The organism is Pseudomonas sp. 1928-m (genome assembly GCF_029269135.1).
Lineage (GTDB): Bacteria > Pseudomonadota > Gammaproteobacteria > Pseudomonadales > Pseudomonadaceae > Aquipseudomonas.
Genome location: NZ_JARIXO010000001.1, coordinates 1,515,585 through 1,529,731 on the forward strand (window position 1 = coordinate 1,515,585; position 14,147 = coordinate 1,529,731).

At 62.2% G+C, this 14,147-nt stretch carries 15 protein-coding genes; 12 read left to right on the plus strand and 3 right to left on the minus strand.

Going from position 1 to position 14,147, the window contains the following annotated elements; translation table 11 throughout:
* Positions 1–4: 4 nt before the first annotated feature.
* From P3C18_RS06790 to P3C18_RS06800, 3 genes are all read left to right on the plus strand, one after another.
* On the plus strand, positions 5–1,300 hold the full coding sequence (locus P3C18_RS06790; protein WP_275961081.1) for a flavohemoglobin expression-modulating QEGLA motif protein: 1,296 nt from the start codon (positions 5–7) through the stop codon (positions 1,298–1,300).
* A gap of 212 nt (positions 1,301–1,512) precedes the next feature.
* Positions 1,513–2,259, plus strand: coding sequence for a TIGR00266 family protein (locus P3C18_RS06795; RefSeq protein WP_275961082.1), 747 nt, complete (start codon positions 1,513–1,515; stop codon positions 2,257–2,259).
* 92 nt (positions 2,260–2,351) lie between these two features.
* Positions 2,352–2,657, plus strand: coding sequence for a hypothetical protein (locus P3C18_RS06800; RefSeq protein ID WP_090387930.1), 306 nt, complete (start codon positions 2,352–2,354; stop codon positions 2,655–2,657).
* A 2-nt stretch (positions 2,658–2,659) separates the two neighbouring features.
* Here the strand turns inward: P3C18_RS06800 and P3C18_RS06805 are convergent, their stop codons facing one another.
* Entirely contained in the window at positions 2,660–3,001 is a 342-nt protein-coding gene (locus P3C18_RS06805; RefSeq protein ID WP_275961083.1) for a pilin assembly protein, read from the minus strand.
* 155 nt (positions 3,002–3,156) lie between these two features.
* Here P3C18_RS06805 and ppc point away from each other — a divergent pair, with 155 nt between their 5' ends.
* The 7 genes from ppc to P3C18_RS06840 all read left to right on the plus strand — a co-directional run bounded on the left by ppc (position 3,157) and on the right by P3C18_RS06840 (position 10,546).
* Positions 3,157–5,793: a phosphoenolpyruvate carboxylase gene (ppc, locus tag P3C18_RS06810; protein ID WP_275961084.1), complete on the plus strand. Its 2,637-nt coding sequence runs from the start codon at positions 3,157–3,159 to the stop codon at positions 5,791–5,793.
* 245 nt (positions 5,794–6,038) lie between these two features.
* Positions 6,039–6,686 (plus strand): adenylate kinase, encoded by a 648-nt coding sequence (adk, locus tag P3C18_RS06815; protein WP_275961085.1) that lies wholly within the window; start codon positions 6,039–6,041, stop codon positions 6,684–6,686.
* Between the two features lie 195 nt (positions 6,687–6,881).
* Complete coding sequence (locus P3C18_RS06820) at positions 6,882–7,667, plus strand: HAD family acid phosphatase (protein ID WP_346015623.1); 786 nt, start codon at positions 6,882–6,884, stop codon at positions 7,665–7,667.
* A 153-nt stretch (positions 7,668–7,820) separates the two neighbouring features.
* A complete protein-coding gene (tsaB, locus tag P3C18_RS06825) occupies positions 7,821–8,501 on the plus strand; it encodes a tRNA (adenosine(37)-N6)-threonylcarbamoyltransferase complex dimerization subunit type 1 TsaB (RefSeq protein ID WP_275961087.1) in 681 nt (226 codons plus the stop codon).
* A 133-nt stretch (positions 8,502–8,634) separates the two neighbouring features.
* Positions 8,635–8,976, plus strand: coding sequence for a hypothetical protein (locus P3C18_RS06830; RefSeq protein WP_090387935.1), 342 nt, complete (start codon positions 8,635–8,637; stop codon positions 8,974–8,976).
* A 3-nt stretch (positions 8,977–8,979) separates the two neighbouring features.
* Positions 8,980–9,840, plus strand: coding sequence for a DUF72 domain-containing protein (locus P3C18_RS06835; protein WP_275961088.1), 861 nt, complete (start codon positions 8,980–8,982; stop codon positions 9,838–9,840).
* A gap of 13 nt (positions 9,841–9,853) precedes the next feature.
* Positions 9,854–10,546, plus strand: a complete 693-nt coding sequence (locus P3C18_RS06840; protein ID WP_275961089.1) for an extensin family protein — start codon at positions 9,854–9,856, stop codon at positions 10,544–10,546.
* A gap of 69 nt (positions 10,547–10,615) precedes the next feature.
* Here P3C18_RS06840 and P3C18_RS06845 read toward each other — a convergent pair whose 3' ends face one another.
* Positions 10,616–11,380: a hypothetical protein gene (locus tag P3C18_RS06845; RefSeq protein WP_275961090.1), complete on the minus strand. Its 765-nt coding sequence runs from the start codon at positions 11,378–11,380 to the stop codon at positions 10,616–10,618.
* Positions 11,381–11,486: 106 nt separating this feature from the next.
* On the opposite strand from P3C18_RS06845, the gene P3C18_RS06850 reads away from it, so the two are divergent.
* A complete protein-coding gene (locus P3C18_RS06850) occupies positions 11,487–12,275 on the plus strand; it encodes a class I SAM-dependent methyltransferase (protein WP_275961091.1) in 789 nt (262 codons plus the stop codon).
* A gap of 18 nt (positions 12,276–12,293) precedes the next feature.
* Here P3C18_RS06850 and P3C18_RS06855 read toward each other — a convergent pair whose 3' ends face one another.
* The gene (locus P3C18_RS06855; protein WP_275961092.1) at positions 12,294–12,932 is read right to left on the minus strand and encodes a TetR/AcrR family transcriptional regulator; all 639 of its coding nucleotides are present in this window, start codon (positions 12,930–12,932) and stop codon (positions 12,294–12,296) included.
* Between the two features lie 91 nt (positions 12,933–13,023).
* On the opposite strand from P3C18_RS06855, the gene P3C18_RS06860 reads away from it, so the two are divergent.
* A complete protein-coding gene (locus tag P3C18_RS06860; RefSeq protein ID WP_275961093.1) occupies positions 13,024–14,145 on the plus strand; it encodes an efflux RND transporter periplasmic adaptor subunit in 1,122 nt (373 codons plus the stop codon).
* Positions 14,146–14,147: the final 2 nt, after the last annotated feature.

The following is a 14,147-nucleotide window of genomic DNA, read 5'->3' on the forward strand; positions in this document are numbered from 1 at the left end:
AAGCATGAACAGTCATACCGGGTTGGACGACTATCAGTTGATCGTGCGCGCGCTGTCCGACCGTCTGGTCGACGCGCAAACGCCGATTCGCGTGCTGGATGCGGTGAAGTGGGATGACTCGATCCGCAGCGAGTTTCTCAAGCACAAAGGCAAGAAGCTGCCCGCCGTTGACCGTGGTTACTACGCCAACCGGCCGCTGCCCTTTGATGCGGCGGCGAAGAAGTTGGAGTTCCAGAATATCGAGCGCGATATCACTCGCCAGCTCGGCCAGTTCAACCCGGTGGGCAAGATCATGCGCCGCATGTGCCGCGAGTACCGCATGGTCATCCGCATGCTTGAAGCACGCGGCACCGAAGACTTCGGCCTTATCAGCCAGGAACTCTACGGCGCGGCGTCTGATGCCTTCCATGCCGGCGACCCGACCCTGGCCGACCTGGGCCTGATGTTTTCTGATTTCCTCAATAACATCGACAAGCGCGGCGACCTCAAGGACGAAGCCAAGACCCTAAGCGCTAAAGAGGCGGTCAACCTGCTGCAACAGCGCCTGAACAAGGTGTTTGGCGAGGAGGAAGGCACCATTCGGGTGTTCGAGTCCGACGGCATTCTTGCCGACGCTGCCGCTGGCGCCGACTACATCAAGATCCGCGCCGATGCGATGTTCAATGAGCGCGATGTAAAAGCCCTGGAAGTGCATGAGGGCCTGGTGCATGTGGCCACTACCCTGAACGGGCTGAACCAGCCGATCTGCACCTTTCTGGCCAAGGGCCCGCCCTCGTCCACGGTGACTCAGGAAGGCCTGGCGATCCTGATGGAGGTGATCACCTTCGCCTCTTATCCAACGCGTTTACGCAAGCTGACTAACCGCACCCGTGCCATTCATATGGCCGAAGAGGGCGCGGATTTTCTGCAGGTCTTCGACTTCTACCGCGAGCAGGGCTTCAGCCAGGAAGACAGCTACAGCAACGCCAACCGGGTGTTCCGTGGCTCCACCCCCAATGGTCTGCCTTTCACCAAGGACCTGTCCTACCTGAAAGGCTTCATCATGATTTACAACTACATCCAGCTCGCCGTGCGCAAAGGCAAGCTGGAGCAGATTCCGCTGCTGTTCTGCGGCAAAACCACCCTGGAAGATATGCGCACCCTGCGCCAGCTGGTGGATGAGGGGTTGGTCGTCGCGCCCAAGTACCTGCCACCGCAGTTCAGCGACCTCAACTCGTTGTCGGCCTGGATGTGCTTCTCCAACTTCCTCAATCACCTGAGTTTGGATCGGATCGAAGCCGACTACGCCAATATCCTCTGAAAGCTGCTGCGCTTGATCATGCGGCGTTGAAGATGAGACCGGAAATGCTCATTTACAGCAGTAAACTCCGCTTTCCGGCCTCATCTTCGCCTTGCCTGCTCTTCGCTCGCGACGCTTTCATCCAATGCAGTCAGGTCGTTTTGTAGTTTCGTAGCCCGGATGAAATCCGGGGAGCCTTCACCGAATCCTCGTCTAATTGCCAGGAGCCCTGCATGCCCAGCCACCAACTCGACTACGAAATCCTCGGCGCCTCTGCGCAGAGCGTGGAGATCATTCTCGATCCGCGCGAAACGGTGATCGCCGAGGCCGGGGTGATGAATTACATGACCGACGGCATCCGCTTTGAAACGCGTATGGGCGATGGTGCGGCCACGGGTGTGCTGGGTAAGTTGTGGAGTGCTGGCAAGCGCATGCTCACGGGTGAGTCGCTGTTTATGACGCACTTCTCCAATGCCGGCAAAACCCCGGCGCGCGTAGCCTTTGCCGCGCCGTACCCCGGCACCGTGGTGCCGATTCAGCTGGCTGAGCATGGCGGTACGCTGATCTGCCAGAAGGACGCCTTTCTCTGCGCGGCCTACGGCACGGCGGTCGGCATCAGCTTTAACAAGCGCCTAGGCGCCGGGTTCTTCGGTGGCGAGGGCTTTATCCTGCAAAAGCTCGAAGGCGACGGCCTGGCCTTTGTGCATGCCGGCGGCACGGTGATTCGTAAGCAGTTGAACAACGAAACCCTGCGCCTGGACACCGGTTGCCTGGTGGCCTTTACCAGCGGCATCGATTACGACATCGCCCTGGCCGGCGGCCTGAAAAGCATGCTGTTCGGCGGCGAGGGCATTCTTCTGGCCACGCTCAAGGGCACCGGTACCGTGTGGGTGCAGAGCCTACCGTTCTCGCGCCTGGCCGAGCGTGTGTATGAAGCGACCTTCAAGGCCCGCGAGGAAGTACGCGCTGGCGGTAAATGATGCGGCAATCTGGGCCTTTGCAGGCGCGAGTGTTTGCTGCAAGCTGCGGCGCCTGTGCTTAGCCCGCTAACTGTGAGTTTTGAGAGTCTGTTATGAGTGAAGTAAACCCCATCCCGCTGATCCTCACCGGTATCGGCAGTATCTGCGCCACGGTGGCTGTGCTCGGCTATTACGGCTACCTGCATATCGCCAAGCCGGAAGATGCCCTGCTGCTGTCCGAGTTCACCATGCTCAAGACGGTGCCCGGTGAGGATTACAAAGTCTCACTCAAACCCGCCAGCCAGGTCGCCCAGTGCATCGATGGCGTGCTAGTGCTGTTTGATCTGGAGCAGAAGGGCCTGAGCGGCGTGCTGGTCGATCAGCGCAAGCAAGCCGTGCGTTGCAGCGAAGGCCAATAGTCTTAGCCAGCCTGCTTCTGCTGTTCGCTAAGGCGCTGCAAGTGCCGGCGTGACAGGGCGAGGAAGCGCGGTGTCAGGCCGATGTCTTCATACAGCGGGTCGCCCTGTTCATCGCTGGCCACCACCTTGCTGCCCTGAACGTAGGGCAGGCTGGCTTCCAGCTCATCGAGCGCCGCGCCGAGCAATTCGCCCAGCAGCTCTTCAACGTGGTGCTTGGGGTACATCTCCTGCAGTGCCGCCAGGCGCGCGGCGGCTTCCAGATCAAGCCTTATCTGATAAGGCGTTACGCTCAGCCGCCCCTGGGCATTTTCCTGCCAGTGCTGAACAAGCTCGCGAATCTTCATGATTGCCTCGTGTCTGTTCTATGCCCGCCGTTTGTTAGCCAGGCTGCATAGTTAAGACTAGTGCTTAGGCCGATAAGTGCGGCCTGTGCGTCGCGCACTTGTAAGAAGTTGGCGCGCTGGGCACTCTGGAGGCAGGATCAGCGGAGGCAATACTCATGGCAGAAATCGACGCGCGTCTGCGCGAGGACGTCCACCAGCTCGGCGAACTACTGGGTAACACCATCAGCGTGCAGCATGGCGCTGCCTTTCTCGACAAGATTGAGCGCATTCGCAAGGGCGCCAAGGCCTCGCGCCGTGGCTCGCAGGAGGGCGCAGAGCAACTCAGTGCAACCCTGAACCAACTGGATGATGACGAACTTCTGCCGGTGGCGCGGGCGTTCAACCAGTTTCTCAACCTGGCCAATATCGCCGAGCAGTACCACCGCGTACGCCGCCGCGCGCAGGGTGAAGCGCAGCCGTTTGAAGACAATATCCTCGCTGATCTGCTGCAGCGGTTGTCCAGCAACGGGCACAAGGGTGAGGCCCTGGCCCGTCAGTTCGGCCGCCTGGATATCGAACTGGTGCTGACCGCGCACCCCACCGAAGTGGCGCGGCGCACTCTGATCCAGAAATACGATGCGATGGCCGAACAGCTGGCGGCTGGCGATCACAGCGATCTCTCGGCGGCCGAGCGTGAGCAGGTCAAACAGCGCCTGCAGCGGCTGATTGCCGAGGCCTGGCACACCGAGGAAATCCGCCGCAGCCGGCCAAGCCCGGTGGATGAAGCCAAATGGGGCTTTGCGGTGATCGAGCATTCGCTCTGGCATGCCATCCCCAACGTGCTGCGCAAGGCCGATCAGGTGCTGCACAGCGCCACCGGGTTGCACCTGCCGCTGGACGCTGCACCGATCCGCTTCGCCTCCTGGATGGGCGGCGACCGTGACGGCAACCCCAATGTCACCGCAAGCATTACCCGCGAAGTGCTGCTGCTGGCGCGCTGGATGGCGGCGGACCTGTACCTGCGTGATGTCGATAACCTGGCTGCCGAACTGTCCATGCAGCAGGCCAGCCCGGCGCTGCTGGCGCGGGTGGGGGCGAGTGCCGAACCCTATCGCAGCCTGCTCAAGCAACTGCGTGAGCGTTTGCGCGCTACCCGCAGCTGGGCTCAGGCCGCGCTGCATGAGCAGATTCCAGCGCCCGCAGCCGTGCTGCAGGACAACCGCGAGCTGCTGGAGCCGCTGACCCTGTGCTACCAGTCGCTGCATGAATGCGGCATGGGCGTGATCGCCGATGGCCCGCTGCTCGATTGTCTGCGCCGCGCGGCGACCTTTGGGCTGTTTCTGGTGCGTCTGGATGTGCGTCAGGACTCCAGTCGCCACGCCGCCGCCATGAGTGAAATCACCGATTACCTCGGCCTGGGCCGTTACGCCGAATGGGATGAGGAGGCGCGCCTGGCGTTCTTGCTAAAAGAGCTGGAAAACCGCCGGCCGCTGTTGCCGGGGCACTTCAAGCCCAGCGGCGAAACCGAGGAGGTGCTGGCCACCTGCCGTGAAGTCGCTGGCGCGCCCGCTGCATCCTTGGGTTCTTACGTGATCTCCATGGCCGGTGCGGCCTCCGATGTGCTGGCGGTGCAACTGCTGCTCAAGGAAGCCGGGTTGCAACGGCCGATGCGCGTGGTGCCGTTGTTTGAAACCCTGGCCGATCTGGACAACGCTGGCCCGGTGATCAGCCGGCTGCTGGCGCTGCATGGCTACCGCGCGCGCTTGCATGGGCCGCAGGAAGTGATGATCGGTTACTCCGACTCGGCCAAGGACGCCGGCACCACGGCGGCGGCCTGGGCGCAGTACCGCGCCCAGGAAACCCTGGTGCAGGTGTGCCGTGAACAGGATGTCGAGCTGCTGCTGTTTCACGGTCGCGGCGGCACGGTAGGGCGTGGCGGTGGCCCGGCGCATGCGGCGATTCTGTCGCAGCCGCCGGGTTCGGTGACGGGGCGTTTCCGCACCACCGAGCAGGGTGAAATGATTCGTTTCAAATTCGGCCTGCCAGATATCGCCGAACAGAACCTCAATCTCTACCTGGCAGCAGTGCTGGAAGCCACCTTGTTGCCGCCGCCTAGTCCGGAGCCGGCCTGGCGTGAGTTGATGGACAAACTGGCCAGCGATGGCGTCAGCGCCTACCGCGCGGTGGTGCGCGAGCATCCGCAATTCGTCGACTATTTCCGTCAGGCCACGCCGGAGCAGGAGCTGGGTCGCTTGCCCCTGGGCAGCCGTCCGGCCAAGCGCCGCGAGGGTGGCGTCGAGAGCCTGCGTGCGATTCCGTGGATTTTCGCCTGGACCCAGACCCGCCTGATGCTGCCGGCCTGGCTGGGCTGGGAAGCGGCGCTGGATAACGCTTTTCAGCGCGGAGAAGGCGAGTTGCTTGGGCAGATGCGCGAGCACTGGCCGTTCTTCCGCACGCGTATCGACATGCTGGAGATGGTGCTGGCCAAGGCCGACGAGTCCATCGCCCAGTTGTATGACGAGCGTTTGGTCGAGCCAGCCCTGCGTCCGCTGGGCGAGCATCTACGCGGCCTATTGTCGCAGGCAGTGGTCGCAGTGCTGGGTTTGACCGGTCAGTCGCAGCTCTTGGCGCATAGCCCGGAAACCCTGGAGTCGATCAGCGTGCGCAACACCTACCTGGACCCGCTGCACCTGCTCCAGGCCGAGCTGCTGGCCCGCTCCCGGCTGCGCGACAATCAGGCTGACAGCCCTCTGGAACAGGCATTACTGGTCAGTGTGGCGGGCATTGCGGCCGGTTTGCGCAATACCGGCTAGGTGGATTGATAAGGGCAGTCGTGCTTTCGGCGGTGCAGATGTAGTGCGCGGCATAAAGCACTACCTGCTAGAAGTGGTCGCAGGTGTATCCGACTTTCGGTGGCTTGTGCGCTATGGGTGCGCTGTGTATCTTGAGCGGCCTTTCGGCACTCTGGCCCAGTTTGGCAGCGCTGCTTGAACAATTCTGAGATTGGCCCCACGAGGCGAGTCCGACGATTTTTACTTAAATCTTGAGGAGCACATCGATGCGTGTGATTTTGCTGGGGGCGCCCGGTGCCGGTAAAGGTACCCAAGCTGGTTTCATCACCAAGAAATTTGGTATTCCGCAAATCTCCACCGGTGACATGCTGCGTGCTGCGGTCAAGGCCGGCACAGAACTGGGCCTGGTTGCCAAAAGCGTAATGGACAGCGGTGGTTTGGTTTCCGATGACCTGATCATCAATCTGGTTAAAGAGCGCATCGCCCAAGCTGATTGCGCCAATGGTTTCCTCTTTGATGGCTTCCCGCGCACCATTCCTCAGGCTGAAGCCCTGAAGGAAGCCGGCGTGATCATCGACAACGTGGTCGAAATTGCCGTTGATGACGAAGAAATCGTCGGCCGTATTGCCGGTCGCCGCGTGCACCCGGCATCGGGCCGCGTCTACCACACCGAACACAATCCGCCGAAAGTTGCCGGTATTGACGACGAAACCGGTGACGAGCTGATTCAGCGCGAAGACGACAAAGAAGAAACCGTGCGTCATCGCCTGTCGGTCTACCACTCGCAGACCAAGCCGCTGGTGGACTTCTACCAGAAGCTCGCCGCCGCTGACGGCACGCCGAAGTACAGCGCCATCGCCGGCGTTGGCTCGGTCGACGAGATCACTGCCAAGGTGCTCGCTGCGCTCAGCTAAGCCTTGCTGCAGTCAGCCAACGGCCCGCTTTTGCGGGCCGTTGTCGTTTCTGCGGTTGGCGCGCTGGACTCGCTGAACGTCGTTCATAGAACAGTAACCTTGCGCGCCTAGGCTAGCATCGCTTCTGGTCTATACCACGATGAGAGGGTCGTAGACTTCAAGCCTTAACCCATACTAAGGAAGAGAGCGCATTCAATGACCGAGAAAACAGCAAAGAGTGCCATCTGGTTGGGCCTTGCGTTAGCGCTGGTGGGGAGCCCTGCGGCTTTTGCCGATAGCGCAGTGAAGCCAAAGGCCGACTGCAGCGTTGCCGAGTTCACCATGGGCCTGCGTTTCCAGCAGCAATCGGCGGAAGTTCAGGCCCTGCAGCTGCAGGCCTACAACATCGCCACCCTGAAACTGGATGCGGCAGTGGCTGCGGCGAAAGACCCGTCCAAGCTGGCCATCGTCACCGATCTGGATGAAACCGTTATCGATAACAGCGCGCTGCTGGCACGCGACCTGGCCAACTGTCACACCTATGACGCCTGGGACACCTGGCTGCCTTGGGAGCGCGACGGCACCCCAGTACTGATTCCAGGGGCGAAGCAGTTCCTTGAGCACGCTGACAAGCTTGGCGTGACCATTCGCTATATCTCTGACCGTGCCGACGAGCAGAAGCCACACACCCTGGCCACCCTGAGCAAACTCGGATTGCCGCAGATCTCTGAACAAAGCGTGCTGCTGCTAGGCCCGCCCAAGGTCGAGCGCCGCGCCATCGTCAGTGCCGATCATCAGATCGTGCTGCTGCTGGGCGATACGCTGCATGACTTCGATGGGCGCTTCCGCAAGACACCACTGGCCGATCAGCGCGCCACCGTCGCCGCCGAATCAAGCAAATGGGGCACCGAGTGGATCGTCTTCCCTAATGCCACTTATGGCACCTGGTCGAAAGCGCCTCTGCAAGGTTGGGACGCCAAGACCGTTATCGAGCCCTGGTAAGCGCTTTACTCTGGCAGCAGCGGAGCTGTTCGGGCCCGCTGCGTGCCTGTAGTTCTTCGAGTCCGCTCGTGTGACAGCCCCTAATGATTGCGCTGGAAAAAAAAGCCCCAAGCCGTTCTAATGCCGATCCATTTCGTCACCTGTCCGAATGCAATGACCACTCTCCTGGCCCTGGATACCGCCACCGAAGCCTGCTCCGTTGCCCTGCTGCATAACGGCCAGGTGCTCAGCCATTACGAAGTGATTCCGCGCCTGCATGCCCAGCGTCTGTTGCCGATGATCAAGCAGCTGCTGGCCGATGCTGGGGTGCCGTTGTCGGCGCTCGATGCGATTGCCTTTGGCCGTGGCCCGGGTGCTTTTACCGGTGTGCGAATTGCCATCGGTGTGGTGCAGGGGCTGGCCTTTGCCCTGGAGCGTCCGGTGCTGCCGGTGTCCAACCTCGCCGTGCTGGCTCAGCGCAGCTTTCGCGAACACGGCGCGCAGCAGGTGGCAGCGGCCATCGATGCACGTATGGATGAGGTCTATTGGGGTTGCTACCGCGCCGAGCAGGGCGAGATGCGTCTGGCCGGCGTCGAGGCTGTATTGCCTCCGGAGCGTGCCAGCCTGCCGGGTGATGCCAGCGGTGACTGGTTTGCTGCCGGCACCGGTTGGGGCACCTTTGCCGCGCGTATTCCGGTTGCGGTCAGCGGACAGGATGTCGCCATGCTGCCGCACGCCGAAGACCTGCTCAGCCTGGCGCGCTTTGCCTGGGCTCGTGGTGAGGCGGTGGTGGCTGACCTGGCGCAACCGGTTTATCTACGTGATCAAGTGGCCACGCCCAAGGCTCCGATTTAAACCGCCGATACCGGCGCACCTTCTGTCGCGCATATTGCCGCGTTGCACCGCGCTTGATTGCCAAGCCGGTCTACGGGGGCTAAATTGCCATCACTTGTGTCCATCGTTGGCTAAGCAAGCCGAGCAGTAACTGATGCGTATCGACGGTTTTACTTCCTCTTATTCGCCAGACCGCAGTGCCCGCCCGGGCTCTGCGGTTACGCCATTTCGCGAAGCGCAGCGCGAGATTGAGGAACGTCGTGAGCAGCCCGCATCCCCAGCCAGCACCCAGGGTTTCGAACAAGTCGCTCAGGCGCGCAAGGTCGAAGCCAGTAATGCCAGCAGCGACAGCCTGCCATCGCGTCTGCAAGACCAGCTCTACCAGCCCCCACTAAACAACCGCGCCGCCCAGGCGTTGGCCAGCTACAGCTCAACCGCCAGTTTCGCCAGCGAGACGGATGCCCAGCAGGTGCTCGGCCTCGATCTTTACGCCTAATTAATGTTGCCTTACTACCTCGGTTGCCCGTCATGGAGCGAGCCCGCCTGGCGCGGCTCGTTGTATCCAGGCGGCTGTCGCAATGCCGATTTTCTGCCGCTGTATGCCCAGGTGTTCAACGCCGTTGAGGGCAACACCACCTTCTATGCACAGCCTTCTGTTGAGACTGTGGCGCGCTGGGCCGAGCGCATGCCGGCGCATCTGCGCTTTTGCGCCAAGTTGCCGCGCGAGATCAGCCATAACGGCGATCTGCGTGACCAGCTAAGCGCCACCGAGGATTTCCGCCGCTTGCTGGCGCCGCTGGGTAAGCGGGTGGCGCCGTTCTGGTTACAGCTGCCGGCGAGCTTTGGCCCGCAGCGTCTGGCGGAGCTGAGCGCGTTTATCGAGCCCTGGCAGGCCGAGGAACTGGCCGTCGAGGTGCGTCATTCGGCGTTCTTTGCCAAGGGCGAGGAGGAGCGCAGCCTTAATCGCCTGCTGCATGGTCGTGGTATTGAGCGTATCTGTCTGGATTCGCGGGCGCTGTTCAGCTGTGTCTCCAGCGCACCGGCGGTATTGCATGCGCAGGCGAAGAAACCGCGCTTGCCGCTGCGGCCCACGGCCTTTAGCCAGGCGCCGCAGCTGCGCTTTATTGGCCACCCCGAGTTGTTGGCCAATGATCCGTTTATGGCGCCCTGGCTGGACAAGGTGGCGGGCTGGATCGAAGAAGGGCGCACGCCTTATGTCTTTCTGCACACCTCGGACAACCGCCTGGCGCCGCAACTGGCGCAGCGCTTCCATCAGCAGTTGATGTTGCGTCTGCCTGGGTTGGCGGCCTTGCCGCAGGTGCAGGCCGAAGATCAGGTCGAGCAGTTAGGTTTGCTCTGATAGGCTGCGCCGCATGAGCTTCTTTCGTGCCTTTCTTATTCTTTGTGTAGTGCTCGCCGGCCTGTTGCTGGCGACCTGGCGTGGCTGGCTGGAGGTGCCGCCGCGCTGGAATCCCTGGGCGGTGCTGGATATTCGCGAGGCGCCGAACCTGCTGACCAGCTTTAAGCTCTGGCGGCTGCAGGATGATTCGGCACTCTGTCAGCAGGCCTTGAATACCTCCTCACTGCGCTTTACCCCGCAGGCCGACAGTAGCCCTGAGGCGGCCTGTCCGCTGAACAACACCCTGCGTGTACACAGCGCAGGTGTTGCGTTTAGCAGCAGCTTTATCGCCAGCTGCCCGCTGGCGGCGGCCTTTGCCCTGTTCGAACAGCATGATCTGCAGCCAGCTGCCCAGGCTGTTTTCGGCCAGCGGGTGGCGCGGGTTGAGCATGTCGGCAGCTTCGCCTGCCGCACCATTGCCGGCAGTCAACGGCGCAGCCAGCATGCCTCGGCCAATGCACTGGATATTGTCGGGTTTCGTTTGGCCGATGGTCGGCGCATCAGCGTGCTGCAGGATTGGCCCAAGCAGGGCAAAAACGCCGAGTTTCTGCGTCAGGTGCAGCAGGCTGCCTGCAAGCGCTTCAACACCACCCTGGGGCCGGAGTACAACGCCGCGCACCGTGACCATTTTCATGTGGATATGGGGCTGTGGCGGATGTGCCGCTAGCAGGTTGTTGATGGTGTTGGGCTTCGTGCCTCAGCGCCAACCTACAACTGCCTCATGCCTGCTGTCGTGCTAACGCTGCGCCAACAATAGATCAGCTGCCTGACCGCTGCGGCCGTCGGCGAATTCGAAGCGGCCGAGTTGGGCGATTTCGTCATAGGCGCCCAGGGCAATCTTTACGTCGCGTGCTTGCAGGTCGATGGCGCTGACCCCGGCCTGACTCAGTGACTGGCTGGATTGCCGGCCCTGGGCGTCGAAGCGCAGCAGGCTCAGGCGCTCGAAGATCGCATCCTGGCTGTCGATGCGGCCGTCGCCGTTGTCATCGTACTTGCGCAGTTCGGCAAAGCCGTTGGCCGCGCCATTCTGGTCGCCGAACAGCTCGCGGCCATCATCAATGCGGCCGTTGCCGTTGCGGTCATAGGCAAGCAGGGCGTCGTCACCGGTGGGCACGCTGATCTGGTCGAGCTTGCCGTCGGCATCCAGGTCAAAACGTACCGAACGGTTCAGGCCGCTGGTGCTGAAGCCGTTGCCGGCCAGGTCGAGCACCAGGGGATCGGTTTTCTTCGGTTCGGCGTTGATATTGACGTTCAGCTCCAGCTCGCGCTGGGCGGCCAGCTCCTGAAAATCGCTGGCCTGAGCGGTGACGGCGGGTGGCTCGCTGGGCGTTTCTGGCGGGCTGGCGGGCGCCTTGGGTTCGGCTTCATCGGGCATCAGGGTGCGCCGCAGGATTTGATAATCCAGGGATGCGCGCTTGCCTTCCTCCAGTGTTTCGCTGATCGAGCTGGTGTTGGCGGCCGACGGGGCGGCGCTGCGTGGGGCAGAAATCACATCAAACATGGCGAACTCGGTGCGGCTGGAAGCTGCCGGGTCTGGCAAAATGCCGCTCGGGTAGGTTATCGGCTGCTTTTGCAGTCAATTGAGTGATTTTTGAGCACATTTTCTGATGAGTGATGAGCGGCTAATAGCCAGAATTCGTATGCAAGCCCTGGCTTCCCATCTGCAGGCGACGGCTGAAGCCTGGGCCGCGCGCCTGGGTTTACCGCTGGAGGGCGACAGCGAGTTTGCCCTGCAACTGGGCGAGGGCGGCTTGCAACTGGTGGAGCTGGGACCGCAGGCACCAGGGCCGGTGAAAGTGGATTTTGTCGAGGGCGCGGTGGCGCATCGGCGGCTGTTCGGTGGCGGCAGTGGGCAGATGATTGCCAAGGCGGTTGGGGTGCAGGCTGGGGTACGCCCGACTGTGCTGGATGCCACGGCCGGCCTGGGCCGCGATGCCTTTGTGCTGGCCAGCCTGGGTTGCCGGATGACCTTGATTGAGCGCCAGCCGCTGATTGCCGCGCTGCTGGAAGATGGTTTGGCCCGTGCCGCGCTGGACCGCGACGTCGCGCCAATTGCCGCGCAAATGCAACTGCTTAATGGCAATGCCATCGAGCTGATGCGCGCCTGGCAGGGCGAGCCGCCGCAGGTGATCTACCTCGACCCGATGTTCCCGCACCGCGACAAGAGCGCGCTGGTGAAAAAAGAAATGCGCCTGTTTCGGCCGTTTGTCGGCGATGACTTGGACGCGCCGGCGCTGCTGGAGGCGGCGCTAAACCTGGCCAGCCACCGGGTGGTGGTCAAGCGCCCGCGCAAGGCCCCGCTGATTGACGGCGCCAAGCCGGGTTATGCCCTGGAAGGTAAATCCAGCCGCTACGACATCTACCCGAAGAAGAAGCTGCAAGCCGCCAGCGAGTAAGGCTGGCGAGGCCTGGCGCTACTCGGCGCGGAAGGCGCGCAGAAACACTTCAACCGCATCGCGCACATGGGCTTCGGCCTCGGCGCCCTGCAGGGCTTCGCCGCAGCCGATCAGCAGGCGGAAGTTGGCGCCGCCCTTGATCAGGCAGAAAAACTGGTCCGCCGCGCTTAGCGGGTCGGGTACGCGCAGCTTGCCGCTCTGGTCGGCCTGGCGCAGCAGCTCTTCCATGCCGTGCAGCACGCGCTGCGGGCCGGCCTCATAGAACATCCGCGAGAGCTTGGAGTCCTGCGCTGCCAGGCTCACCATCACCCGGTGCAGCTCCACCGACTCACGGCTGTTGATCAGCTCATTGAAGCCCCGGCCGATATTCAGCAGCAGTTGTGCCACCGGCACTTCGTCGTTCAGCTCGAACAGCAGCTCCGGCAGTTGCTCCTCGCATTTGGACTGCACCGCCGCGGCAAACAGCTTCTCCTTGTCGGTGAAGTGGCTGTACACCGTGAGCTTGGAAACCCCGGCTTCCGCGGCAATCGCATCCATACTGCTACCGTCATAACCATTACTGAGGAACAGGGTCTTCGCCGCTTCCAGAATGGCTTTGCGCTTGGCCAGGTCTTTTGGGCGACCGGGGCCGCTGGTTGGCAACACTTTGTTTGGCATTGGTCGTTTTTAATACTGGACTAGTGAGTTTGCTATTTTTACTATACCTGTCAGTTTAATTATTCAAAAGCCTCCACAAAGGTTAGTCATCATGTTTCGTCATGCACTGTCTGTTGCGTTGCCTGTCAGTCTTACCCTGTTGCTCGGCGCTTGCGGTAATGGCGAACCCGCCAAGGTTGCCGTGCGCCCGGCCATGGTGGTGCAGCCACAGCTGGCTGGCGACCTGATGGATGCCTACCCCGGTGAGGTGCGCGCGCGCCTGGAGCCGGAGCTGGCGTTCCGCATCGGTGGCAAGGTGGCCAAGCGTCTGGTCGATGTCGGCGCGCGGGTGAAGAAGGATCAGCCCCTGGCTGAACTCGACCCGCAGGACGTGCGTCTGCAGCTGGAAGCCATCCGCGCCCAGGTGGCAGCGGCCGAGGCTAACCTGCAGCTGGTACGCGCCGAACGTGATCGCTACAAGACCCTGCTGGCGCGCAACCTGGTCAGCCGTTCGCAATACGACAATGCCGAAAACACCTACCGCTCCGGTGAGGCGCGGGTGAAGCAGGTGCGCGCCGAATTCAACGTGGCCAACAACCAGGCCGGTTACGCCGTGCTGCGCGCCTCGCAGGATGGTGTTGTGGCGCAGCGCATGGTCGAAGTTGGCCAGGTGGTGGCCGCTGGGCAAACCGTGTTCACCCTGGCTGCGGACGGCGAGCGTGAAGTGCTGATCAACCTGCCGGAGCAAGCCTTCGAGCGCTTCAAGGTCGGTCAGGATGTCGCAGTTGAACTGTGGTCGCAGCCGGACCAGCGCTTCCCCGGGCGCATCCGCGAGATGTCGCCATCGGCCGACCCACAATCGCGCACCTTCGCCGCCCGCGTCGCCTTCGTGGAAGGCAAGGTGCCGGCCGAGCTGGGCCAAAGCGCCCGCGTGTTTATCGCCCACAACGGTGATGTGCCGCTGGCCGTGCCGCTGTCGGCGCTGACGGCGGAGAAGGGCCAGCCCTATGTCTGGGTGGTCGATCCGAAGGATTCCACCCTCAAGCGCACCGATGTACGTATCGGCGCTTACGGTGAGAAGACCGTGCCGGTGCTCGAAGGTCTGAGCGCTTCCGATTGGGTAGTCGCAGCCGGTGGTCAGGTGCTGCGTGAAGGCCAGCAGGTGCGTCCGGTTGACCGCGACAATCGTGCTGTGCAGCTGACGGCTCAGGCCAGCCCGACGGTCGAGGAGTAAGC